Below are 22,670 nucleotides of genomic sequence, written 5' to 3' on the forward strand. Positions count from 1 at the left end.
TCCGACTCGGCTGCATCGCCAATCGCATCGTGAGGCAGGCGCTGAGAGTCCGGCACATCTCCATGATGCTGGTCGCGCTCGCGGCCGCGGCGGCGGCATTCACCGGTTGCTCCGAAGCCAGCAGTGGCGGCACGCCGAACGCGGCGAGCAGCAGCACGCAGTCAGGCCCCGCGCTCGCCAGGACGGAGAAGTTCGTCGCCCCGTACGTCAAGGCGCCCGTGTGGCGTGGCCCAGCCACCTCGCCCCCGGTCGCGCAGGCCAAGCGCATCGTCTACGTCAACCAGTTGCCCACCCAGCCGCTGTTTCGGGCCATCGGAACGGCGGCGAAGGAGGCCGGGCAGGCGCTCGGCTGGAACGTCACCGAGCTCGATGCCACGACGCTGAACGACCTCCCCGAGGTGTTCAACCGAGCAATCGCGCAGAAGCCGGACGGCATCCTCTTCTCCAACCTCAGCGCCAACGAGTATCCGACGATCACCGCCGCCCTCGTCAAGTCGAAGATCCCGACCGTCGTCATCGGCGTGCTCCCCACCCGGGTCAACAGCAGCTACACCCACGTCGTCGACCTGCACTACCCGCTGCAGGGTCAGCTGATCGGCGCGGCCGCCGTACTGGCCCGCCAGGCCGACGCGAAGGTCGGCGTGCTGGGCTTCGCCCCCGGTTTCGACCCGTCGGGAGAGGCGCTTATCGCGGGCATCAAGGACTACCTGGCCAGCAGCGGCGGGGGCTCGGTCGTCGCGACCAAGACCATCGACGTCGCCACCGTCACCGATCCCTCGGCGATGGGGCAGGCGTCGGTCGCGTTCGCGCAGGCCAATCCGGCGCTCAACGCGTTCTTCGTCGGTTACGACGGCACGTCCAGCACGGTCGTGCCGGCGCTGCGGCAGGCGGGGCTGCTCAACCGGTTGGACGTTCTGGCCTACCAGGGTGATGCCCAGCAGCTCGGCTGGGTCCGCGACGGCGGCGGTCAGGTCGCCGACGTCGCGTGGTCGCAGGCCTGGGCGACGTGGGCGGCCTTTGACGACTTCAACCGGATCTTCAACAAGGCGACTCCCCCGGCGGACGACGGCGTGCCGGTGCGCCTGTTCACGAAGGACAATCCGCCCCCCGCCGGGACCACGACGTGGTCGGGTGACTTCGCCTTCAGCGTGAAGTACAAGGCGCTGTGGAAGACGAGCTGAGATGGTGGACGTAATCACCCTGTCGAACATTGCCATCTCCAGGAGCATCAGCCCGACCACTCGAGACGAGCACTGTTGTCGGCAGCGTGGCATACCTGGATCGTGCTCGTAAGATCAACTGATGAATGGAAAAATCGATGAGCAAAACCGCATTCGCCGGCGTGGACCGCGCTGAGATCGGCCGTGTCACCGCATCGCTGCGCGCCAGCGCGGTGGACCGTGAACGGGAGCGCATCCTGCCCGCCGACGAGATCCGCGCCCTGGTCGCGGCCGGGATCGGCGCGATCCGGGTGCCCGAGGAGTTCGGGGGCGCGGGGGCGTCCATCCGGGAACTCGCCGAGGTGCTCATCGAGCTTGCCGCCGCCGACTCGAACCTCACCATGATTCTGCGCGGTCATCTCGGTTTCGTCGAAGATCTTCGCCTTCGGCCCCGCAGCGCGGCGGTCGAGGAGCTGCTCACCGCGGCTGGCCGGGGGGAATTCATCGGACCGGCGGGGTCGGAACTCGGCGGGGCGAGCCTTTTCACGCTGAGTACCCGACTCGAGGAGAAGGACGGGCGGTTCTTCCTCGAGGGCGAGAAGTACTACACGACGGGCAGCCTGTTCGCCGACTGGGTGTGGGTGCTGGTTCCGTATGAGGGTGGGTTCGCGGGCGTCTACGTGACCCGCGACGCCCCGGGAATCAAAATCATTGATGACTGGGCCGGCTTCGGTCAGCGCCTCACCGCCAGCGGGACGGCGACGTTCGAGCACGTCGAGATCCGGCCAGAGCTCATCTTTCCGTTCTCCGACCGCGCGTTGGCAGAATACATTCCGGCGTTCACGCAGTTCGTGCATTCGTCGACGCAGGCCGGCATAGCGCAACGCCTGGCCGAGGACGTCGCCGACGTCGTTCGTGAGCGGTCGCGGACCTACCCGCTCGCCCCGAACGACGCCCGGCCGCAGGACGACCCACAGGTGCTGCAGGTGGTCGGCGAGATCGCGAGCGGCGCGTACAGCACCAAGGCGAACGTGCTCGCCGCCGCGGATGCCCTGGACGCCTTCGCCGGCCCCGGGCAAGGGGCGCGGACACCCGACGCACTCGAGGCGGCGATCGTCGCCTCGTCGGCGACCCAGGTCCTCAACACCCGGCTGCTCGGCGACCTCAGCTGGCACTTCTTCGACGCCGCGAGTGCCAGCACGACGGCGAGCGCGCTGGCACTGGACCGCCACTGGCGCAATGCCCGCACCGTCTCCTCGCACAATCCCGCCATCTACAAGGCACGAACGGTCGGGCACTACCTGGTGCACGGCTCGTTCCCGGGGAAGGTGGCGTTCGGCAGCGAGGAGGGGTAGCGCCCGGCACCCGTCAGCCAGTTCCGGGGAGGCGACCACCCCCGGGGAAGGGCCACCGCTGACGACCAGCGCCGGCGGCTCGAGGCCGTTGCCGACCTCATAACCGACCGCTCACCCGCATCCCAGGAGCACGCACCACCATGACCGCAACCGCACCCGGCGCGCCTACTCCGACCGCGCAGCGCCCCTTCAAGCTCGGCTTCCTGACGCACGTCAACGGACCCGGCCAGGACGCCCGGACCGTCTACCGTGAGCTGCTGGACTTCTTCCAGGCGGCCGACGACCTGGGTTACGACGGGGGCTGGGTGGCGCAGCACCATCTGCGCCGCGACTACGGCCGACTGCCGTCACCGTGGGTCTTCCTCGCCGCCGCCGCCCAGCGCGCACCACACCTCCGGCTGGGCACCGCGGTCACGACGCTGACACTCGAGGACCCGCTGCGTCTGGCCGAGGACGTGTCGGTTCTGGACGCGCTCTCCGATGGTCGGGCCGAGTTCGGGGTCGGCAGCGCCGGGGGCAGCTACGACTCGTTTCGCGCCTTCGGACGCGTGGTCAAGGACCGCCGCGAAGTCTATGATGATCATCTGGCCAGGCTGCGTGCAGCCCTCGACGGCCAGCCGTTGACCGACGCGCCGGGCGCACCCACGCTGCAACCGCATGCTCCCGGGTTGGCCGACCGGCTGTGGCAGGCCGTCGGCAACGGCGAGCGGGCCGCCGACGCCGGTCGGATCGGCGACGGGCTGCTGCTCGGCACGCACCTCCTCGACCCGGAGACGGCCCAGAAGCCGATCATCGAGGCGTATCTGGCCGGCTGGCGGCAGACCCACGACCCGGCCGGACCTGAGCAGCCGCGGACCGGCCTCGTGCGCTGGGTCTTTCCCGCCGATGACCGGGCGGCGGCACGCGCCGACCTGGGGCCGGCACTCGTGGTCCAGCGCGAGATGCACCGCGAGACCTACACCGAGCTCGGGGCCACCGAGCTGCTGGAGCTGAACGCCGAGCAGTTGCTCGACTACCTCCACGTCCACTGCGGCACGGTCGACGAGGTCGTCGCCTCGCTGCGGGCCGACCCGGCGCTGTTCGGCTACGCCGACTGGTTCGTGCCCATCGTCAGTCACGAACTGTCCGACGTCGACGCCGACATCCGCCGGCTCGAGATTGTCGCGACCGAGATCGCGCCGGCCTTCGGCTGGAGCCCGGCGCGTGAGACCGGCCGCGTGGCGGAGTTTCCCGACGTCAGCATCGCCGCCGTCGACGACGGCGGCAGGCGCATCCCCGCCGGGGTACGCCGGTGAGGTAGGGATCCGCGGCAGCTGAACGACCTGTCGCGCGACCGGCAGGCGGACCTGCTGGCCGCGCGACGAGTGGCGCGGGCAAGCTTGCAGTTCGTAGCAGGCACAGCTATAGTTCGTGCCACGAACTCAGCACCGGCTTTCCTGTCATCGAAAGCGCCGGCCTGTTCACCGGGCGCCCTCTCGATCGGTTCGGTCCCACGGCCAGTACCATCCCACGACCGGCAAACCACGTGAACTCGCCGAGCCAAGCACTATTTCTCCGCCCCCTCTCCCGGCAAGCTCACCTGCGGGGCCCCGAAAGAAAGGCAAAGAATTGTCTGCACAAAAGGTCGTCTTCGGCTTCGGCGCGCACACCGGCATCGACGACGGGCCGGAGCTGCTCCGCACCGCCCAGCAGGCCGACCGGGACGGGCTCGACATCTTCTCGTTGTCGGACCACCCTTACATCGGCGGACGTCTGGACGCATACGCCTCCATCGGCTACATCCTCGGTGGCACCCGGCAGATCGCGGGCTTCGCGAACGTGAGCAACCTGCCGACCCGGCCCGCTCCCCTCCTCGCACGGGCGGTGACGTCGCTGTCGGTGCTCTCCGGCGGCCGCATCGTGCTCGGCCTCGGCGCAGGCGGACTCTGGGACCGGATCTCCGACCTCGGAGTCCCCCGGCTGTCCCCCGGTGACGCCGTGGACGCCTTCGAAGAAGCCATCGTCCTGATCAAGAAGCTGTCCGGTGGCGGTCCGCCCGTCACCTACCGAGGCCGCTTCTACCAGGTCAACCAGATCGAACCAGCACCAGTGCCCGCGCCGCCCGTATGGACCGGGTCGGTCGGCCCGAAGTCCCTGGCCGCCACCGGCCGCGTGGCCGACGGCTGGATTCCCGGCCACGCGGCGGACTGGCGCAGCGATCGGTACCAGCAGTCACGGCCGGTCATCGACGCGGCGGCGGCCGCGGTGAACCGCGACCCGCGCGAGATCCGCACCGTCTTCAACCTCCCCGGGCGGATCACCGACCGGCCGCTGGCCGCCACCCGTGACGGCGCCGGCCGCTGGATCGGCGGTTCCCCGAGCCAGTGGGTCGAGGAACTAACCGGGGCCGTGCTGGAGCACCAGGCTTCCGGCTTCATCCTCTTCTCCCCCAGCGGCAGTTCCCAGGACATCGTCAGCGTCGGCCGCTGGGCCCACGAGATCGCCCCCGCCGTACGCGAAGCGATCATCAAGGAGAACGGCTAGAAGCAGGCCGGGCCGGCGGCGGACGCGCGAGCCCGACGCCGGCCGGTGCCGGTCGGCGTCGAGTTCCGTCTCCCGCGAAGTGGGTGTCGTCAGAATCCGGTCGGCTGGCGCAGCGTGTAGGGCTCGGTGAGGATGCGGATCTCGTCATCGGTGAGATGCACGTCCAGCGCCGCGGTGGTGTCTGCGAGGTGGCGGGAGTTGGTGACGCCCACGATCGGGGCGGCGACCACCGGGTTCGCCAGCACCCACGCGAGCGCGACCTGCGCCATGGGAATGGCGCGGCCCTCGGCGACCTTCTGCACGGCGTCGATGATCGGCTGATCGCCATCGCCGAAGGCCCGGCGCCCGATGGGGTCGGCGTGGAAGCGCTTGGTCTGTTCGCCGAAGGGCCGCGCGAGCCGTCCCTTGGCGAGGGGGCACCATGGGAGGCTGGCCACGCCCTGGTCCGCGAGAAGGCCGAACATCTCGCGCTCCTCTTCGCGTTGCATGAGGCTGTACTGGTTCTGCATGGAGACGAACCTGGTCCATCCGTGCAACTGCGCGATGTACTGCATCTTGGAGAACTGCCAGGCCCACATCGACGAGGCACCGAGGTAGCGGGCCTTTCCGGCTTTCACCACGTCGTGCAAGGCCTCCATGGTCTCCTCGACCGGCGTGTCCGGGTCGAAGCGGTGGATCTGGTAGAGATCGATGTAGTCGGTGCCCAGGCGGGTAAGCGACGCGTCGACCTGCTCCAGGATCGCCCTGCGTGACAGTCCCGACCCGCCCGGGCCCTTGTGCATGGGGAAGTACACCTTCGTCGCCAGGACGACGTCCTCCCGACGCGTGTACCTCTTCACCGCTCGCCCGACGATCTCCTCGGAGGTGCCGAAGCCGTAGGCGTTGGCCGTGTCCCAGAAGGTGATGCCGGCCTCGACCGCCCGCCGGAAGATCGGCTCCGCGCCGGCGTCGTCGAGGGTCCACCCGGTGAATCCGCGCGTGGAGTCGCCGAAACTCATGCAGCCGAGCGCGACGCTGCTGACCTCCAGGCTCGAGGTACCAAGGCGCACGTACTTCATAGTCAATTAGTTCCTCTGTTCGTGCGTGGCCGCGGTCACCTGCAGCGATCACACGCTGGGCCGAGATGCCCCCGCGAGCCCAGTACTCGACTACCCGGGTCGGGCCAGAACGCGACGGTCACAAAGTTCGTCATGCGAACTATAACGTGATGCGCTCCGGGTCGCAAGCCGGTCCCCCGGAACACGGCAGCACGGCAGCACGGTCTCGGCGCCCCGCGGGTGCACGGGATCGTCCATCGGTCAGATCCGGAAGCATCGCCCCGACCCTCGGGGTCGGCGGCCCTCGGGACGGACCGGCAGTGCGGCCCACGGACGCCGACGACCGTGGCCATCGCGCTCCACCGACACCGTCCCCGCGCAAGCGATGCTCGCGCTCTCCGGGTGACATTCCAAGCACGACCGTGGACATTTCCACCGACGAACTGTATTGCCCAAGTGTTATTATCGGGGAATGGGCGAGCGGAGCGACGGCCAGATCGGTGTGGTGGCCGCCCTGGTGCGGTCCTCGTTCCTGGTGAACGCCGTGTACGCCGAGGCGGGTCGTGAGCACGGACTCACCCCCCAGCAAGGGCAACTGCTTTGCGTACTGATGGCGCAACCGTACGGCATGGGTGAACTGAGCGCGATGCTCGGGCTGGCCAAATCGAGCCTCACCGGCCTGGTGGACCGCACCGAGCGCAACGGCCTGGTCCGGCGCGTGCCGGACCGGTCTGACTCACGGGCGGTCCAGGTCGCGCTCACCCCGCGGGGCAGCCGGGTCGCGGAGGCCTTCTACACCGAGACCTGCCAGCGGCTCGAGAAGCTGCCGGCGGGGCTGGGCGCGGCCGAGCGTGACACGCTTGCCACCCTGCTCGGCCGCGTCGTGCTGGACAACAAGGTGCCCGTGGTCTTCCTGGAGCCGGATCAGAACGTCCCCCCCGCCACCCGCAGTTAGAAGGGACACACCACGGGCGCCGCCACCAGCTGCCCGAGCGGGTCTCCCGCGCCGCACCCCGCATGGCGGTTCCGCCGGTCCGACCGCACGAACCAAGTGAAATGTATCGAGCCACGACACGATGCCAAGCTCGACCGCGTCCCGGCATAGCAGTTCGTGACACGAACTGATATCGTTCATGCCACGAGCCTCGGCGGGTTCGGATTGCACGTGTCGATCAAGTTCGTAGCACGAACTTGGCTGTTTGTCTATGGGAGCGTGAGTCCATGAGTCGTACGGTCGCAGTCATCGGTGGCGGATACGGGGGTGCCTCGGTTGCGAAGGCGCTGGACGCCGAGGCGGACGTCGTCCTCATCGATCCTCGTGACGCATTCGTCAACTCGGCGGCGTCACTGCGTGGCCTGGTGAAGCCCGATTGGGCGCCCAACCTGTTTTTCCCGTTTGCGACATGGCTCACCCGGGGCACGGCGATCCGCGACCGCGCGGCCTCGGTCGACCCCGGCGGCGTCACCCTCGCCTCGGGCCGCCGTGTCGAAGCGGACTACGTGGTGCTGGCCACCGGTTCTGACTACCCGTACCCGGCGAAGCCCGACGCCGACGCCACCAGCACGGCCCTGGACGATCTTCGCCGGACACACAAGGAGGTGGCCGCCTCCACCCGGATCCTGATCGTCGGCGCCGGCCCGGTCGGCCTGGAGCTGGCGGGCGAGATCAAGGAGGTCTGGCCCGAGAAGCAGATAACCATCGTCGACCCGGTCGCCGAGCTGCTGACCGGTTTTCAGCCCGAGGTGCGGGAGGACCTTTACCGGCAGCTCGACGAGCTCGGCATTCAGCTGCGCCTCAACACGAGCCTGACGGCGCCCCCGTCGACCAAGCCCGGCACGACGGAGTCCTTCACCGTCACCACCACCGGCGGTGACGAGATCGCCGCCGACATCTGGTTCCAGGCCTACGGCGTCAAGATCGCCAACGACTACCTCACCGACGGCCGGCTCACGACGCTCACGCCGCAGGGGCAGGTCCCCGTCACCGAGACGCTCAACGTGCGTGGCCACCAGAACGTCTACGCCGTCGGCGACATCACGGATGTCGCCGAGGCCAAGATGGCCGGGTACGCCATGCAGCACGCCGAGGTCGTGGCGCAGAACATCCTCGCCCAGCTGCGTGGCGAGCAGCCCACCGCCACGTATCAGCCGTTGCCGTTCCCGATGATCCTGCTCCCGCTCGGCCCGCGCGGCGGTGTGGGTCAGCTGCCCTCGCCCGACGGCCCGGTCCTCGCCCCGGCCGCGACGGTCGCCGAGTACAAGGGCGCCGACATCTTCACCGGCCGCTTCGCGGCCCAGTTCAGCCCTTCCTGATCCGGCCTTCCTGACCCGGCCCGACCGGGGCCGGGTCAGGCCGAGCCCGGTCGCCGCTCAGCGCGACCACCGCAGGGCTGTGCAGCCGCCCGGGCCGGCGGCACCATCCATGGACGCGCCCGGCCCGGGTTCCACCTCGGCCGATCAGGCGGACAGCAGCCGGCGGGTGTAGCCGAGGGCCGCCGGTTCGAACTGCAACGCGGCGTGCGAGGCGGCGGCGTGGACGTCGCGCCAGATGCGCTGCATCCGGTGGGAGCTGGCCTGGCCCCGGGTACCGGTCACGCGAAACAACCGGTCCACCGCCCCGACGAGGATTTCCACCGCGACGGTGGCGTCGCGGTGGCTGCGTTCGGCCAGACCGTTGTCGAGCCGGCCCCGATCAGCGGTGTCGGCGATCCGCGACAGCAACAGCTCCGCCGCGTCGATCTCGGCCGCAGCCCGGGTGAAGGCGAACAGGTGTGATTCTCTGGCCACGGCGCGGGGGCCACCGGCCGGGACGGCGAGATGCTGCCCGACCAGCTCCACCGCGCCGCGGGCCGCGCCCAGGATAGGCGCCGCGAAGGTCAGGCCGTTCACCGAGAACAACGGCGCGGCCTGCGATCTGGTCGCGGGGCCGGCCAGGATGCCCTGTCTCATGTCATCCCAGCCGAACGACCGGTACTCAGGCACGAACGCCTCTTTCACGGTCAGGGTGTGGCTGCCGGTGGCGTGCATGCCGATCGTGGCCCAGGTGTTCTCGTAGCTGAACGCCTCCCGCGGGATGGCGAACACCCGCACCGTCCGGTCCCCCTCCCGGGGCAGGGCCGAGCTGACGAGTGCCCAGTCGGCAAACTCGACGCCGCTGACGTACAGCCAGGAACCGGATACGCTCCACCCGCCGGCGACCGGCCTCGCCTCGACCCCGGACGCCACCATCGAGCTCACCAGTCGCGTGTTCGGGCCCTTGACCCACACCTCTTCCTGGCCGTCGCCCGGCAGGTAGGCCCCGAACCGCCCGTTGTAGGCCAGCAGCGAGGCAATCCAGGCGGCGGACGCGCACCCGGTGCCGACCTCCGCCACCGCCCTCGCCACCGCAGCGCAGGTAGTGCTCACGCCCCCCCAGCGCTGCGGCACGAAGCAACCGGGAAAGCCCGCCGCCGACAGCGCCTCGATGGTCTCGACGCTGACCCGCCCCGAAGCATCCGCCTCGGCGGCGGTCCGGCCGGCCACCTCGACCGCGGCCCGGATCGCCGCGGAGTCCGGCCAGCTCCCGTCGGCACTCACGACCGGCCCCGGATGTACTCGAGCCGACTGAGATAGGCCTCGTACGTGACCAGGCCCTCCAGCGGCGACGGCTGTTCCTGCAGCCTTCCCAGGAAGGCGCGGAAGCTCTCCTCGTCCGCCCACTGGCCGTACTCGATCACGTAGTCACCGGACAGCCCCCGGTGCACGGCATGGGAGACGTGCCCGGGCGTGGCACCCAGGAGCGAGTCGTTGTCCGCCAGGCTCTTGATCACCTTGCCCTGGTTCTCAGGTTCCACCTTGATGACCAGCACCACCGTGAACCAGGGCTGGGCAAGCGACAGCTGGGGGGGCGGATCCCAGGCGTGGACCACCTCGGACGTGATGCTGTCCAGCCGGGAGAAGGTGAGGGCCTCGTTCAGCCGGCCCTGGGTCCCCCGCTCCGCGATGAAGGCGTCGTAGGCGTCCTGGCTCTCCCACTGGGCGTAATTGATCACAGACCGGCCATCGATACCGCGATGGAAGTTGCCCGCGACGAGACCCGGCTGGGTATGCGCCGGAGGCAGGCTTCGCCACGTGTCGATCAACCGGTCCTGCCCCTGCGCCTCATCGGTGTGGAAGATGTTGAACAGCGCGAGGTAGCCGTCCTCCACCCTGATCAAACTCATGCGGCCTCCGTAAGTTGTCGGGAAGAAGAAGAACGTCGGCCCGGCCCCCGTCAGGGGCCGGTGTCACACGCGTCGGGCGGAGTGCGCAGTACGGGCACCGGTCAGCCGCGGCCGGCGAGCATCGCGCGCATCGCGGCCGCCCACGCGTCGGCGTCGTCGGCCCGCAGGCGGAACGAGTCCGCCGAGCCGGCGTGGGTGAAGATGTGCAGCCGGTTCTCCTCGACACCGGCCAGCGCAGCCACCGCGACCTCCTCCGGTTCCAGAACCTGCGAGTTGGCCTTCAGAACGGCGAGCGCCTTGTGGTCGCTGACGCCGGCGGTCAGCATCGGCGTGTTGACCGCCTGCGGAAGCAGGCAGGAGACGCCGATGCCCCGGCCGCCGTACTCGATCGCCAGGTACTCGGCGAACGCGACGGCGCCCTGCTTGGCGACGGTGTAGGGCGCCGCGCCGAACGCGGTGAGCACACCGCAGGCGGCGATTGTCTGCAGCAGGTGCCCGCGGCCGGCCTCGAGCATCGTCGGGAGAACAGCGCGCGCGGCGTAGACGTGCGCCATCAGGTTGACGTCGATCGCGCGCCGCCAGTCGGCGTCCGATGCCTCGAAGCCGCCGGCCACGGTGAGGCCTGCGTTGGAGACGAACAGATCGATCGCGCCGAAGCGCTCCCGGGTACGGGCGACCAGTTCCTGGACGGCGGCCTCGTCGGCCACGTCGGTGCGCACCGCGATGGCGCCGTCGCCGATCGAGGCCGCGACCTCCTCCGCCCCGTCTCCATCAAGATCCGAGACGACGACCCCGCGGGCTCCGGCCGCACGAAGCCGCTCGGCGAGCGCTCGCCCGATGCCGCTGGCCGCGCCGGTGACGACCGCGACAGTTCCTTCGATCTTCATGTCATCGACTCCCGAACGGGTTGCTGATGATGTAGCGCCACTGCCCCTCGGCGTTCTTCTTCAGGACGTCCAGGCCGCGCCCGGTGCCGGATATCTCCGGGGCGTCGGGCACCTCGAGGTCCCAGTCGACGATGAGCGCGGCGGTGTCGCCCACGACGTAGGTCTCGCGCACCTCCGCGGACAGCTTCGGCTGCCTGGCGAGGAACTCGGCGACCGTGTCACGGTGCTCGGTCGCGCTGACCGCCTGACCGGGTTGCCAGACGGCGAGGGCACCCGGCGCGTAGACCGCCATGAGCCCGTCGACGTCGCGGGCGTTGTAGGCGTCGAGGTACTTCTGATTCATCTCCGCCGGGTCGGCGACGGATCCGGGCTCGGAACCGGCCACGGGACCAGGCCCGGAACCGGGCTCGGACACCGTGCTCGGCACCGGAGCGGGAGCCGGGCCCGCCAGGCTCAGCTGGTGAACCCGGAGGTCCTCCCGCAGGTAGTCCAGGCGGTTGGCGAGGAACTCCGTCATGTACGGCAGGGCGAGGTGGCGGGCCAGGTCCTCCTCCGAGGCCCACACCTCGTAGAAGACGAACAGGTTCTCCTCGGCCAGGTCGCGGTGGATCGTGCTGACCACGCAGCCCGCCTCGCCGCGCGACCACTCGGCGAAGCTGACGAGCAGGGCGCCGAGTTCCTCGACCTTCTCTGGTTTGGCCCGGGCGAAGCCCACCGCGGACACTGTCGTGTCGCCCATGTCTGTCTCCTCAGCCGAGTAGGGTGCCGCCGGTCGCGTCGACGAACGCGCCGGTCATCCAGCGGGAGTCCCCGGACGCGACGAAGGCGACGATGTCGGCCACCTCGGAAACCTCGCCGACCCGGTTGAACACGGACTGCGCGGCCATCTGCTTGACCGCCTCGGGGTTGGTGAACACCGGATCACCGTTGTCCGTGACGCCCGGAGCGACGGTGTTGATGGTGATCTGCCGCGGCGCCAGCACCGGGGCCAGGTGCAAGGTGATCTGCTCCAACGCACCCTTGCCCATCGCGTAGGCGATCTGCGGCGGGAAGGCGGCGTGCGTGACGCCCGACGAGATGTTGATGACCCGGCCGCCGTCCGGAATCAGCCGCAGCGCCTGCTGGATGAGCAGGAAGGGGGCCTTGGCGTTGAGGGCGAAGCAGTAGTCGAGGATCTCCTCCGTCACCGCGTCCGGCTGCGCGCCGGAGAAGCCTGTGGCGGCCGCGTTGTTCACCAGAATGTCCAGGACGGCGGAGCCCGTGTGTTCGAGCAGGGCCGCCTCGACCTCGGCCAGCAGCTGCTCCACCGCGCCCGGCGTCCCCAGCTGCGCCTGCACCGCGAAGGCGCGGCCACCGGCCTGCTCGATCAGCGCCACCGTCTCCTTGGCAGCGCCCTCGTTCGTGGCGTAGTTCACGGCCACCACGGCGCCGTCCTCGGCCAGGCGCAGCGCGATACCACGCCCGATGCCCCGGCTGGCCCCGGTGACCAGCGCCGTCTTGTCCTGCAGCCTGCCCATGTATTCCCCTCAGAGATACGGGATTCAGAAATACGGGATGCGGTTCGCCGCCCTTCGTCCGAGAGCCTCGGCTTCTCGGGGCGTCCTGCGCGGCCCTCAGCGATCCTTGTGACCGATGACCAGGACGTCGTCCTGGAGGCCGGCGACCTCGACGGTCTCCGGCCGGAAACCGGCCTCCTTCAGCCAAACGTGCAGGTCCGCGACGGAGTACTCGTGACCGCCCCGGGACCACACGAGCATCGCCAGGCCGGCCAGCACCGCGTTCAGCGGCGGCTTGTCGCTGCCGGCCATCGGGTCGTAGACGAACACGGCGCCGCCCGGCCGGACCGCGTCGTAGGCCTTCTTCAGCAGGCGCACGCGGTCCTCGACGCCCCAGTTGTGCAGGACGTGCCCGAGGACGAGGACGTCGGCCTCGGGCAGCTCGTCGGTGAAGAAGTCGCCCCCGTGGAAGGCGATCGACGAGGCCGGGCCGCCGAGCGTGTCCATGTACCGGCGGAAGGTCTGTTCCAGCGGCGGCAGGTCGAAGACCGCGCCCCGCAGATGCGGGTTCTGGGAGACCACCTGGTAGGCGAAATGGCCGCGTGCGCCGCCGACGTCGACGAAGGACGAGTAACGGCTCCAGTCGATCCGGCTCAGCGCCAGCCCGACCGGCGTGGCGAGCAGGTCCATGCTGTCGAGGAAGCCGTCGGTCGCGACGCTGTCCTGGTAGAGCGTGTCGTACGGATTGCCGCCCACGGCGGCGGGGTTCTGCGGCTTCCCGGTACGTAGCGCAGTCGCCAGCCCGTCCCAGGCGGGGTTCAGCTCCAGCTGGCAGAAGCGCAGGTAGCCGCCGAGATACTCGGGTCGGCCCTCGACCAGGAAGCGCTCCGCGACCGCAGAGTTCCGGAAAGCGCCGTCAGCTGTGTCCAGGAAACCGAGATGGCTGAGCCCGACGAGCAGATCACGGGTGCCGAGCGAGACCAGACCGAGGTCGTCGGCGAGCTCGTCCGACGTCGCCGTCCGGCCGGACAGGCGGGTGAAGACGCCATGCTCCACGGCGGCCAGCAGAATCCTGGCCTGCCAGTATCCGGCCATGATCCCCATGATGGAACCGGGGTGCACGGACGACTCGGGTGCCTGAACTGACATTTCGACATGCCTCCTTGTCGTGACGAACCTTGTCGTGACGAACCTTGTCGTGACGAACCTGGTCGCGACGAACAACAAAGGTCAGTTGCGGATGTCGCGACGCACGGGCAGCGGCCCGGGGTGGGCCGGCGTGGCGTTCACCAGGGCAGCAGCTGCCCCGCGGGCGTGCCGTCCTCGCCGAGAAAGATCCCGGTGGGTCCGTTCTCGTCGAGTGTGGCCAGCAGAACCGGGATGTGCGCGCCCTGCTCGGTGGTGAGCAGACCGTGGTGCCCGTTGATGTCGGTGGCCACGAAGCCCGGCGAGGCTGCATTGACCAGGATTCCGGTGCCGCGAAGATGGTTGGCGTAGGTCAGGGTGACCGCGTTGAGCGCGGCCTTGGACGTGCTGTACGCGAGCATGACCGGGAATTCACCGGGTGGGTGGACCCCGGTCGGGTCGAGGTTCGCCGCCGCCGCCGACAACGAGCCGACCGCGCTGCTGATGTTCACGATCCGGGCGGACTCGGCCCGGCGCAGCAGCGGCAGCAGTGCATTCGTCACCGTGACGACCCCGAACACGTTGGTGTCGTAGACCTGCCGCACGTCTTCGGCCGAGGTCTGGTCGGCAGGCAGCACGGGCCCGCCGATGCCGGCGTTGTTGACCAGCACGTGCAGCCGGCCCACCTCGTCGCCGAGCCGCTTGGCCGCGAGCGTCACCGACGTGTCGTCGGTGACGTCCAGGTGCAGAAAACGCACGTCGAGGCCGTCGGCCCGCAGCGCCTGCTCGGCGGCTCGGCCTCGCCCCTCGTTGCGGGCGCCGAGGTAGACCAGCAGGCCCCGCCGGCCGAGTTGGCGGGCGATTTCAAAACCTATTCCCTTGTTGGCGCCGGTGACGACGGCGACGTGCGCGGTGGCGGAGGACATTGGTTCCCTCTCACGCTGAACTGGACGGATCGGGTGGGCTGGCCGGGCAGGTCGCGCCCGCCGATGGCCTCGATGATGGCGCCAGCGATGACAAAGGAGCGGCTGCGGAGCCGCCGGAGATGAGGTGACCGGGCGCCGGCACCTGAAATCCATTTTCTTCGATGGACGTCCCGGCAGCAAGGGGACGAAGTCTTAGAACCGGATTCAGATCGGCAGAACTGTCACGGGAATCTTCACATCCTGCCAGGAGAGTGTCAGGACAAGCTGGGACCGGGAGGTCGCGGTGGGCCTCGAGGTCGAGGCGAGCCGCTTCCCACCCAGCGGTTTACCTCGACATTTCCACACGCTTGTCCCCCGGGTATCCGGGTGACCGCGTGGCGGATGGCGTGGCTGTCATCGGCTGATGTTCCGGATCGTCGTGCCGGCGGCGTCTGTCACCTCCCCCGCGTCCCCGACGTCCGCCGCTGGCCGACGGCCCCTCGGCCTGCGCAAGCCGGTCAGGGCGGTGAGCAGGCCGAGGCCCCCGACCGCGCAGATCAGGGCCAACGCCGGCCGTTGGCCGTGACCGAGGCCGAGCAGCAGCGCCACCAACGGGAGCATCGTGGCCGCGCCGAGTTGCACGCCGGTCTGGTAGAGCGGAACGGCGCGCCCACGGTCTCCGACCGCGATTGTCGCCGTGGCCTGGGCGTTCAGTGCCGTGAACGACAGGACGAAGCCGATCTCGACCAGCACGAGCGTCGGCAGTATCGCGGTGAGGTACGCGGAGTGGTCCGGACTACAGAGGTAGAGCAGTCCGCCGAGCAGCGACGTCAGCGCGCCCGCCGCGATCAGCCGCGCCGCCGGGAACCGGGCGATCATCCGTCCGGCGAAGGGCGCGGCGACGGCCAGCGGCAGGCAGGCCGGCAGGAGGGCGAGCGCCGTCCGCCACGGCGACCACCGGTCGAGCTGAAAGACGATCAGCAGCAGCAGACTGATGTAGGTGCCGTTGAGGCTCGCGGCACCGAGCGTGGCCCGCCGCAACGCCCCGTCGCGGAGCAACGGCAGCGCGCGCCGTGGCCCGGCCGCGGCGGCCGCGGCGGCCGCGGCGGCCGGGCCGTCGGGCCCGGGCGAGTCGGGCGGGAGCACCGCGAGGCCGAAGACCAGCAGGGCCACGCTCAGCGGGGCCGGGAAGAGAAACGTCCAGTGCCAGCCCGCCGTCAGCAGCGCGCCGGACAACAGCAGGCCCGCGGTGAACCCGGCCGCTCCGAACAGGGAATAGATCGAGATCGCCCGGCGCTGCTGGCGTGGGTCGGTGAAGGTGGTCGTGATGATGGCCAGGCCGGTGGGTGCCGTGACCGCCGCGCAGGCGCCTTTGACCACCCGGCTGGCGATCAGGAGCGCCACGCTGTCGGTCAGCCCGCCGACGACCGAGGCCGCGGCGAAGATCGCCATCGCGACGAGATAGAGACGGCGCCGCCCCCAGCGCGCGGCGATCATCGGTCCCAGCGGCAGGACGGCCGCGAACCCGAGCGCGAACCCGGCCATGAGCCACTGCGCGCCGGTGAGCGACAGTTCGAGGCTGCGGCCGATCGTCGGCAGCGCGATCAGCATGACCGAGACCTCGATCGAGTCGAGGATCATGTTTCCGGACAGCGTGAGCAGCAACGCCCATCCCGGCCGGTCCGGGCGCCGCGCCGGGGACCTGGTCGGCCCCGAGGCCGCGGCCAGGGTCGTCATCCCCGGTCACCACTGCCGGCCGCCGGTGGCGGGCCGGCCTCCGGCTCCCGGCCGTAGGCGAGTTCGGCCGGCTGAGAGCCGGCTTCGGCGGCCCGCAGCAGCGGCGGCAGGGCTTCGCTGACGAGCTCGATGTTGCGCAGAACGAGGTCGTCCGGCATGCCGGCCACGCTCGCCCAGAAGATGAGCTGGGTGACCGGCAGCCCCTGGGTGATCTCGATGATGCGTTTGGCCGCGTCCTCGGGTGTCAGGATCTCGAGCATTCCCCATGGGCCGTCCGGATCCCGGTTGCGCAGCTCGTGGGGCCGAATGAGCGGCGCGGGCGGAACGTCGGTGCCTTCCACCGCCGCCTGCCGGTAGCTGTTCATCTGGTGGGCGAGGTAGGGCGCCACCCGCGGCCAGGCCGCCTCGGGGTCGTCAGCGAGGATGATGGGCAGCAGATCGCCGACCCGGGCGGTCTGCGGGGCGTGTCCCCCCTCGGCCAGCCCCGCCCGGTAGTGCTCGAACATGGGTCGGGAGATGTGCAGGAGCCCGATGCCGAGCTGGCCGGCCAGGCGCGCGCCCCGCGGCCCGTAGAAGCCGCCCCAGAGCGGCACCGGATCCTGGATCGGCAGCGGCGTGATACCGCCCTGTGACCAGAGCCGGCGGACCTCCCGAATGTTCGCCTCGGTCTGTCGGAACCGGCGGTTGATGTCCGCGCCGAACAGGGCGTATTCCGGTATCCGGTAACCGGCGCCCATGCCGAGCTCGAGCCGGCCCCCGCTGATCAGATCGACCAGCGCCGCCTCCTCCGCCAGCTGGGCCGGCAGACGCAGAGCGGGCTGCAGGATGGCGGTGCCGATCCGGACCCGTCGGGTCCGCGCCGCCGCGGCCGCCGCGAGCGTCAGGGGCTGCGGAAGATAGCCGTCGGCGAACAGGTGATGTTCGGTGAACCACACCCCGTCGGCGCCGCGCAGGTCGGACTCCTCGCACAGCTCCAGGATCTGTGCGTAGTGCCGCGCCCACGGGCGATGCCACTCATCGGGGTTGCGCGCATCGAACAACAGTCCAACCTTCATCTTCTACCCCAATTCTCATTCCTGTCGCGGTGCTGCCGCGTGGCCGCGTGGCCGCGCAACTGGCGGAACACGCGGAAACCGGGCCGGTCGTCAGTCGGTGGGGTTCCGCCAGGTCCGTGGCCCGTGGAAACCCGGTGACCGCTCCGGGCGGTGCCATCTGGTCGTCGCGGGGGCGAGAGCGGGCGACCCGGCGGCCTCCCGGCGCCGCCGGGCCACGGCGACGATCACCGCGACCAGCGCCGCCGACTCCAGCGCGTCGGGACGTCCCTTCCTCAGCTGGATGACCGGCAGCTGGATGACCGGCAGCTCGCCGTCCGCGCGGCCCGCCGTCACTGCGGCGGGTTGCCGTGCTTGCGGCGGGGGAGATCCGCGTCCTTGCGGTGCAGCATCGCGAACGAGCGGATCAGTACCGACCGGGTCCCGGCCGGGTCGATCACGTCGTCGATCAGCCCCCGCTCAGCCGCGTAGAAGGGATGGACCAGCTCCTGCCGGTACTGCGCGATCTTTTCCTCGCGCATCTGCGCCGGCACCGGCGCCGCGGCGATCTCGCGCCGGAACACCACGTTGGCCGCCGCCTCGGCGCCCATCACCGCGATCTCGTTGGACGGCCACGCCAGCGCGACGTCGGCGCCGATCGAGCGGGAGTCCATGACGATGTAGGCACCGCCGTACGCCTTGCGCAGCACCAACGAGACCCGCGGGACGGTGGCGTTGCAGTAGGCGTAAAGCAGCTTGGCACCGTGCCGGATGATGCCGTCGTGCTCCTGCCGGACCCCGGGCAGGAACCCGGGCACGTCGACCAGGCTCAACAACGGGATGCTGAAGGCGTCGCAGAACTGGACGAAGCGCGCACCCTTCTCGCTCGCCTGGATGTCGAGCACCCCGGCCAGGGCGGCCGGCTGGTTGGCGACGACGCCCACGACGTGGCCGTCGAGCCGGGCCAGGGCGCAGACGATGTTGGGGGCCCAGTCCGCGTGCACCTCCAGGTAGTCGCCGTTGTCGACGATCTCCTCGATGACGTCGCGGACGTCGTAGGACCGTTGCGGGTCGAGCGGGACCAGCTCCAGCAGGCGCTCGGTCGACCGGTCGGGCGGGTCGGAGCCGGACTCGACCGGCGGTATCTCGCGGTTGTTCGACGGCAGCATCGACAGCAGCAGCCGGACCTCGGCCAGACAGGTCGCCTCGTCGTCGTAGACGAAGTGGGCCACCCCGGAGATCCCGCCGTGGACGTCCGCGCCGCCGAGTCCGTCCAGCGTGACCTCCTCACCGGTCACCGACCGGATCACGTCCGGCCCCGTGATGAACATCTGGGAGACGCCGCGCACGGCGAACACGAAGTCCGTGATCGCCGGGGAGTAGGCCGCGCCCCCGGCGCACGGGCCGAGCATGACGCTGATCTGCGGGATCACCCCGGATGCCCGGGTGTTACGGCGGAAGATCCCGCCGTAACCGGCCAGCGCGGACACGCCTTCCTGGATGCGTGCGCCGGCGCCGTCGTTGAGGGAGACCAGTGGGGCGCCGGCCCCGAGCGCGAGGTCCATCACCTTGTGGATCTTCTCCGCGTGCGCCTCGCCGAGCGCCCCGCCGAAGATGCGGAAGTCGTGCGCGTAGACGAAGACGGGCCGGCCCTCGACCGTCCCCCAGCCGGCGACCACCCCGTCGGTGTGGGGACGGCTGTCCTCCAGGCCGAATCCGGTCGCGCGATGGCGCCGCAACGCCTCGATCTCGGTGAAGCTCCCGTCGTCGAGCAGAAGCGCGATTCGTTCGCGGGCGGTCAGCTTGCCCTTGGCGTGTTGGCGTTCGGTGGCCTGGGCGCTCGGCCCGTGGCGGACTCGATCGTGCAGCTCCCGCAGGTCGGCCGCCCGGTCGGCCAGCGTGGCCGGCCGCTCCTGCGCCGGCTCGCCGCGGCGGGGCTGAGCAGGCCGCCGGGTCGGCTGGGACGGCAGGATCGGCACATCCTGGTCGGGGGCGAGAGCCTCGCCGACCGGAACGTCCACGACCCGTAGGCTGCGGCGGGCCGCCTCGGCACGGCCGTTGGCCGGGGCGGTCACCGCGCCAGCCCCAGGACGTCGGTCCTCGTGGAAGTCATTGAATGCATACCCTTCCGCCTTCGTTTCCTGCCTTTTTCCTGCCGTGACTCCCGCTGTTTCGGCCGCATCCGGCCGTCGGCCTAGCCCAGCAGCGTTCCGCCGGTGGCATCGATGAACGCGCCGGTGATCCAGCGTGCGTCGTCGGTGGCGAGGAAGGTGACCACGTCTGCGACGTCCTCGGCCTTGCCGACTCGTTTGAACGCGGAGAGCTGGGCCATCTGCTCCACCGCCGCCGGGATGTCGAACACCGGGCCCCCGTTGTCGGTGATTCCGGGGGCGACACTGTTGACGGTGATCTGACGGGGCGCCAGGTGCCGGGCCAGATGCAGGGAGAGCTGCTCGATGGCTCCCTTCGTCATCGAGTAGGCGACCTGCTCCGGGTTCGCGAGCCGGGTCAGGCCGGAGGAGATGTTGATGATCCGGCCGCCGGTCGAGAGGATTCCCAGCGCGCGCTGCGTGATGAAGAACGGTGCCCGCGCGTTGATGGCGAACAGCCGGTCGAACTCCTCCACCGTGACGTCCTCGGGGAGCTGGCCCTCCGGGGTGGTCGCGCCCGCGTTGTTCACGAGAATATCGAGGCTGGCCTCGCCGGTGCGTTCCTTCAGGCCCTGTTCCAGCGCCTGGAACAGCTGGTGCACGTCGCCGGGGACGCCGAGCTCGGCCTGCACCGGGAAGGCCCGACCGCCGTCCTTCTCGATGAGCGCGACGGTCTCGTCCGCAGCGTCGACGTTGGTCGCGTAGTGGACCGCGACCAGGGCTCCCTCGGCGGCGAGCCGGATCGCGATGGCGCGCCCGATGCCCCGGCTGGAACCGGTTACCAGCGCGGTCCTGCTGTCCAGTCTGCCCACGATGTTCCTCTCGGGTGTCAGGTGTGGCTGGGTGGGCGTCGGCGCGACGGCCGCGCCAGCGGGCGGCGCCGACTCGAGGCCGCTGATCATGCGAGCCAGGTGACGATGGACGGCCGCGTTGCCCATCAGCGCGCCGATCGTCGATCGCAGCGGTTCCACCTCGGGACCGCCGAGCAGCAGCAACGCCTGGGCGCGGATGTTGGTCAGCGTGCGGGCGCCGACCGGATGGCGGCTGGCGTGGTAGCTGTCGAGGACGTCCTCGCCGGCCCGCCCCAGCACCCGCCCGGCCAGCTTGGCCCCCAGGTCGGCCGCGTCCTGCAGGCCGAGGTTCAGCGCCTGGCCGCCGACCGGCATCTGCCGGTGCGCGGCGTCCCCGGCGAGCAGCACCCGGCCCCGCCGGTACCGGGTGACCTGCCGGCTGGTGTCGTCGAAGGCGTTGAGCCACACCGGGGTGCCGTGGCCGATGTCCTCGCCGGTCACGGTGGCCCAGGCGGCGACGACCTCGTCGAAGCCGGGGGGCCGCGAACGCGGAACCGGCCGCTGGCCGTGGAGATGGACCATGACCCGCGTCGTCCCGTCCGGCCAGCGGGCGGCGGTGGCCATTCCCCGTGGGTGGCGCTCGAAGCGGCGGTTGGGGATGTCGATGCCGGCGACGTCGGCCCGCAGCATCTCCCGTGAGGCATCCTGACCGGCCAGGGTGAAGCCGGCGAGCCGGCGTACCGCGCTCCCCTCGCCGTCGCAGCCGACCAGGTAGGCCGCCCGTCCGTGGATCAGGGTGCCATCGGAGCGGGCCACAGTGACCTCGACGTGGCCCGCCCGCTGGGTCAGCCCGACGACCCGGTGCCCGCGCAGCAGCCGCGCCCCCAGCTCCCGCGACCACTCCCCCAGCACCCGCTCGAGCGTGGCCTGCGGGCACTTCCACTGCCCGGCGTGGGGATGGCCGGGATCGGCGGCGGTCAGGTCGAGGGGAATGCCGCCGAAGTGGCCCGGGCCACCGGGTGGCGGGGGCCCCAGCCGCTCCAGCAGGCCCCGCGCGGCCAGCAGTTCCATCGTCCGGGCGTGCAGGGTCGACGCGCGCGACTCGGTGGTCGGCTCGGTCAGCTGTTCCAGCAGGGTCACCCGCGCGCTGGCCGTGCGCAGCTCGCCGGCCAGCAGCAGGCCGACCGGCCCGGCCCCGACGACGAACACGTCCGTCTCCAGGGGGGCGGCGGTGTCCCGCTCGAGCGGGTTGTCGTCCGCGTTCGCCGGGCCGGTCATCGCGTCAGCGCCGCGCTTCCGCGTAGGCCTTGGCGTGGCCGAGCGTGGCCCGGCTGTTGCCACTGAGCGCCGTGCGGATGAACGAGCGGGCGTCCGCCACGCCCGCGTCCGGCCCGAGCACGGTCGCGATGGCGCCGGTGTTGATGACGACCGTGTGCTGGGAAGTCGCGGTGGTCACGCCGTCGGCGCTCTCGTCGAACTCCCAGTAGCCGGTGTGCAACGTCATCAGCGCGGGCAGCGTGGTCTGCTTGTAGGCGATCCTGTGGTGCGGCCGGCAGACCCGGACCGACTCGGTCGTGTGGACGGAGCCGTCGGCCGTGCGGGTGTCCATCCGCAGCACCTGCAGGCCCGGGGTGTCCTCGGTGAGCTGGACCGTCGCGACGTGGGGCAGCCGCTCGACCCACAGGTGGGCGTCGTTGACGAAGTCGTAGGCGTCCTTGCCCGACCCGTTGATGGTGACCGTGTCCTGGAAGGACAGCGTGAGCTCGCCGGCCTGGGCCGCCAGCTCGACGTTGGCCTTCAGCGAGGGCAGCTCGGCCCGGCTGTTCTCGTCGACGGCGCGCTCGATCCAGGCCAGCCCGTCGGGGTCGTCGTCGATTGCGCGGTAGGTGTGCAGCAGCCGCAGCCGCGTCTCCCGCTCGCCACGCGGCTCCACGATCCAGGTGCCGCTCATCTCGGCGACCGGTGGGCTGGAGACCTCCTGCCAGAAGCGGATCCGCAGCCCGTCGGGGTCGAGCTCCCGGCGCGACGTCCAGCTCTTGGGCTCGCCGCCCGCCGTCGCCCAGATCCGGATCCGCTCCTCGGTACCGTTGTGCTCGACGCGTTCCACGTAGACCGACGGCGGGAATATCCGGGGCCAGTTCTCCACGTCGGCCAGCATTCGGTAGACGTCGGACGCCCCGGCCAGCACCGTTATCTCGTGCTCGACCTCCGGACGGATGTTAACTTCGCTCTGGATATTCCCAGTCACGCTCAGCTCTCCTTGTCGAATCG

At 70.4% G+C, this 22,670-nt stretch carries 20 protein-coding genes; 6 read left to right on the forward strand and 14 right to left on the reverse strand.

The window, feature by feature from the left end; all coding sequences use genetic code 11:
* The first annotated feature begins 29 nt into the window (after positions 1 to 29).
* From NBZ83_RS02805 to NBZ83_RS02820, 4 genes are all read left to right on the forward strand, one after another.
* Positions 30 to 1,181: a sugar ABC transporter substrate-binding protein gene (locus NBZ83_RS02805; RefSeq protein WP_261564710.1), complete on the forward strand. Its 1,152-nt coding sequence runs from the start codon at positions 30 to 32 to the stop codon at positions 1,179 to 1,181.
* A gap of 137 nt (positions 1,182 to 1,318) precedes the next feature.
* Positions 1,319 to 2,515, forward strand: coding sequence for an acyl-CoA dehydrogenase family protein (locus tag NBZ83_RS02810; protein ID WP_261574261.1), 1,197 nt, complete (start codon positions 1,319 to 1,321; stop codon positions 2,513 to 2,515).
* 140 nt (positions 2,516 to 2,655) lie between these two features.
* The gene (locus NBZ83_RS02815; protein WP_261574262.1) at positions 2,656 to 3,810 is read left to right on the forward strand and encodes an LLM class flavin-dependent oxidoreductase; all 1,155 of its coding nucleotides are present in this window, start codon (positions 2,656 to 2,658) and stop codon (positions 3,808 to 3,810) included.
* A gap of 313 nt (positions 3,811 to 4,123) precedes the next feature.
* Positions 4,124 to 5,038, forward strand: a complete 915-nt coding sequence (locus NBZ83_RS02820) for an LLM class flavin-dependent oxidoreductase (protein ID WP_261564706.1) — start codon at positions 4,124 to 4,126, stop codon at positions 5,036 to 5,038.
* An 89-nt stretch (positions 5,039 to 5,127) separates the two neighbouring features.
* Here the strand turns inward: NBZ83_RS02820 and NBZ83_RS02825 are convergent, their stop codons facing one another.
* Entirely contained in the window at positions 5,128 to 6,096 is a 969-nt protein-coding gene (locus tag NBZ83_RS02825; RefSeq protein ID WP_261564705.1) for an aldo/keto reductase, read from the reverse strand.
* A 451-nt stretch (positions 6,097 to 6,547) separates the two neighbouring features.
* Between NBZ83_RS02825 and NBZ83_RS02830 the strand changes: the two genes are divergently transcribed.
* Both NBZ83_RS02830 and NBZ83_RS02835 read left to right on the forward strand, forming a co-directional pair.
* Positions 6,548 to 7,030, forward strand: coding sequence for a MarR family winged helix-turn-helix transcriptional regulator (locus NBZ83_RS02830; protein ID WP_261564704.1), 483 nt, complete (start codon positions 6,548 to 6,550; stop codon positions 7,028 to 7,030).
* A 266-nt stretch (positions 7,031 to 7,296) separates the two neighbouring features.
* Complete coding sequence (locus tag NBZ83_RS02835) at positions 7,297 to 8,388, forward strand: NAD(P)/FAD-dependent oxidoreductase (RefSeq protein ID WP_261564702.1); 1,092 nt, start codon at positions 7,297 to 7,299, stop codon at positions 8,386 to 8,388.
* Between the two features lie 144 nt (positions 8,389 to 8,532).
* On the opposite strand, the gene NBZ83_RS33225 is transcribed toward NBZ83_RS02835, so the two are convergent.
* From NBZ83_RS33225 to NBZ83_RS02900, 13 genes are all read right to left on the reverse strand, one after another.
* On the reverse strand, positions 8,533 to 9,651 hold the full coding sequence (locus NBZ83_RS33225) for an acyl-CoA dehydrogenase family protein (protein WP_261564701.1): 1,119 nt from the start codon (positions 9,649 to 9,651) through the stop codon (positions 8,533 to 8,535).
* Positions 9,648 to 10,277: an antibiotic biosynthesis monooxygenase family protein gene (locus tag NBZ83_RS02845; protein ID WP_261564700.1), complete on the reverse strand. Its 630-nt coding sequence runs from the start codon at positions 10,275 to 10,277 to the stop codon at positions 9,648 to 9,650. The genes NBZ83_RS33225 and NBZ83_RS02845 overlap by 4 nt, the downstream gene beginning before the upstream one ends.
* A 101-nt stretch (positions 10,278 to 10,378) precedes the next feature.
* Complete coding sequence (locus NBZ83_RS02850; protein WP_261564699.1) at positions 10,379 to 11,164, reverse strand: SDR family oxidoreductase; 786 nt, start codon at positions 11,162 to 11,164, stop codon at positions 10,379 to 10,381.
* A 1-nt stretch (position 11,165) separates the two neighbouring features.
* On the reverse strand, positions 11,166 to 11,903 hold the full coding sequence (locus NBZ83_RS02855; protein ID WP_261564697.1) for an antibiotic biosynthesis monooxygenase: 738 nt from the start codon (positions 11,901 to 11,903) through the stop codon (positions 11,166 to 11,168).
* Positions 11,904 to 11,913: 10 nt separating this feature from the next.
* Complete coding sequence (locus NBZ83_RS02860) at positions 11,914 to 12,681, reverse strand: SDR family oxidoreductase (protein WP_261564696.1); 768 nt, start codon at positions 12,679 to 12,681, stop codon at positions 11,914 to 11,916.
* Between the two features lie 96 nt (positions 12,682 to 12,777).
* On the reverse strand, positions 12,778 to 13,809 hold the full coding sequence (locus tag NBZ83_RS02865; RefSeq protein ID WP_261574263.1) for a methyltransferase: 1,032 nt from the start codon (positions 13,807 to 13,809) through the stop codon (positions 12,778 to 12,780).
* Positions 13,810 to 13,946: 137 nt separating this feature from the next.
* Positions 13,947 to 14,711 (reverse strand): SDR family oxidoreductase, encoded by a 765-nt coding sequence (locus tag NBZ83_RS02870; RefSeq protein WP_261564694.1) that lies wholly within the window; start codon positions 14,709 to 14,711, stop codon positions 13,947 to 13,949.
* Positions 14,712 to 15,104: 393 nt separating this feature from the next.
* Positions 15,105 to 16,427, reverse strand: coding sequence for an MFS transporter (locus NBZ83_RS02875; RefSeq protein ID WP_261574264.1), 1,323 nt, complete (start codon positions 16,425 to 16,427; stop codon positions 15,105 to 15,107).
* Positions 16,424 to 17,482, reverse strand: a complete 1,059-nt coding sequence (locus NBZ83_RS02880; RefSeq protein WP_261564691.1) for an LLM class flavin-dependent oxidoreductase — start codon at positions 17,480 to 17,482, stop codon at positions 16,424 to 16,426. The genes NBZ83_RS02875 and NBZ83_RS02880 overlap by 4 nt, the downstream gene beginning before the upstream one ends.
* Before the next feature lie 90 nt (positions 17,483 to 17,572).
* Positions 17,573 to 17,815 carry an acyl-CoA carboxylase epsilon subunit gene (locus NBZ83_RS02885; RefSeq protein ID WP_261564689.1) on the reverse strand — a complete coding sequence of 81 codons (243 nt, stop codon included), beginning with the start codon at positions 17,813 to 17,815 and terminating at the stop codon, positions 17,573 to 17,575.
* On the reverse strand, positions 17,812 to 19,533 hold the full coding sequence (locus NBZ83_RS02890) for an acyl-CoA carboxylase subunit beta (RefSeq protein ID WP_261564688.1): 1,722 nt from the start codon (positions 19,531 to 19,533) through the stop codon (positions 17,812 to 17,814). The genes NBZ83_RS02885 and NBZ83_RS02890 overlap by 4 nt, the downstream gene beginning before the upstream one ends.
* Positions 19,534 to 19,652: 119 nt before the next feature.
* A complete protein-coding gene (locus NBZ83_RS02895; protein WP_261574265.1) occupies positions 19,653 to 21,677 on the reverse strand; it encodes an SDR family oxidoreductase in 2,025 nt (674 codons plus the stop codon).
* Between the two features lie 4 nt (positions 21,678 to 21,681).
* Positions 21,682 to 22,647 (reverse strand): aromatase/cyclase, encoded by a 966-nt coding sequence (locus NBZ83_RS02900; RefSeq protein ID WP_261574266.1) that lies wholly within the window; start codon positions 22,645 to 22,647, stop codon positions 21,682 to 21,684.
* Positions 22,648 to 22,670 lie beyond the last annotated feature (23 nt).

Source organism: Frankia gtarii (genome assembly GCF_025403375.1).
In the GTDB taxonomy this organism is placed as follows: domain Bacteria; phylum Actinomycetota; class Actinomycetes; order Frankiales; family Frankiaceae; genus Frankia; species Frankia gtarii.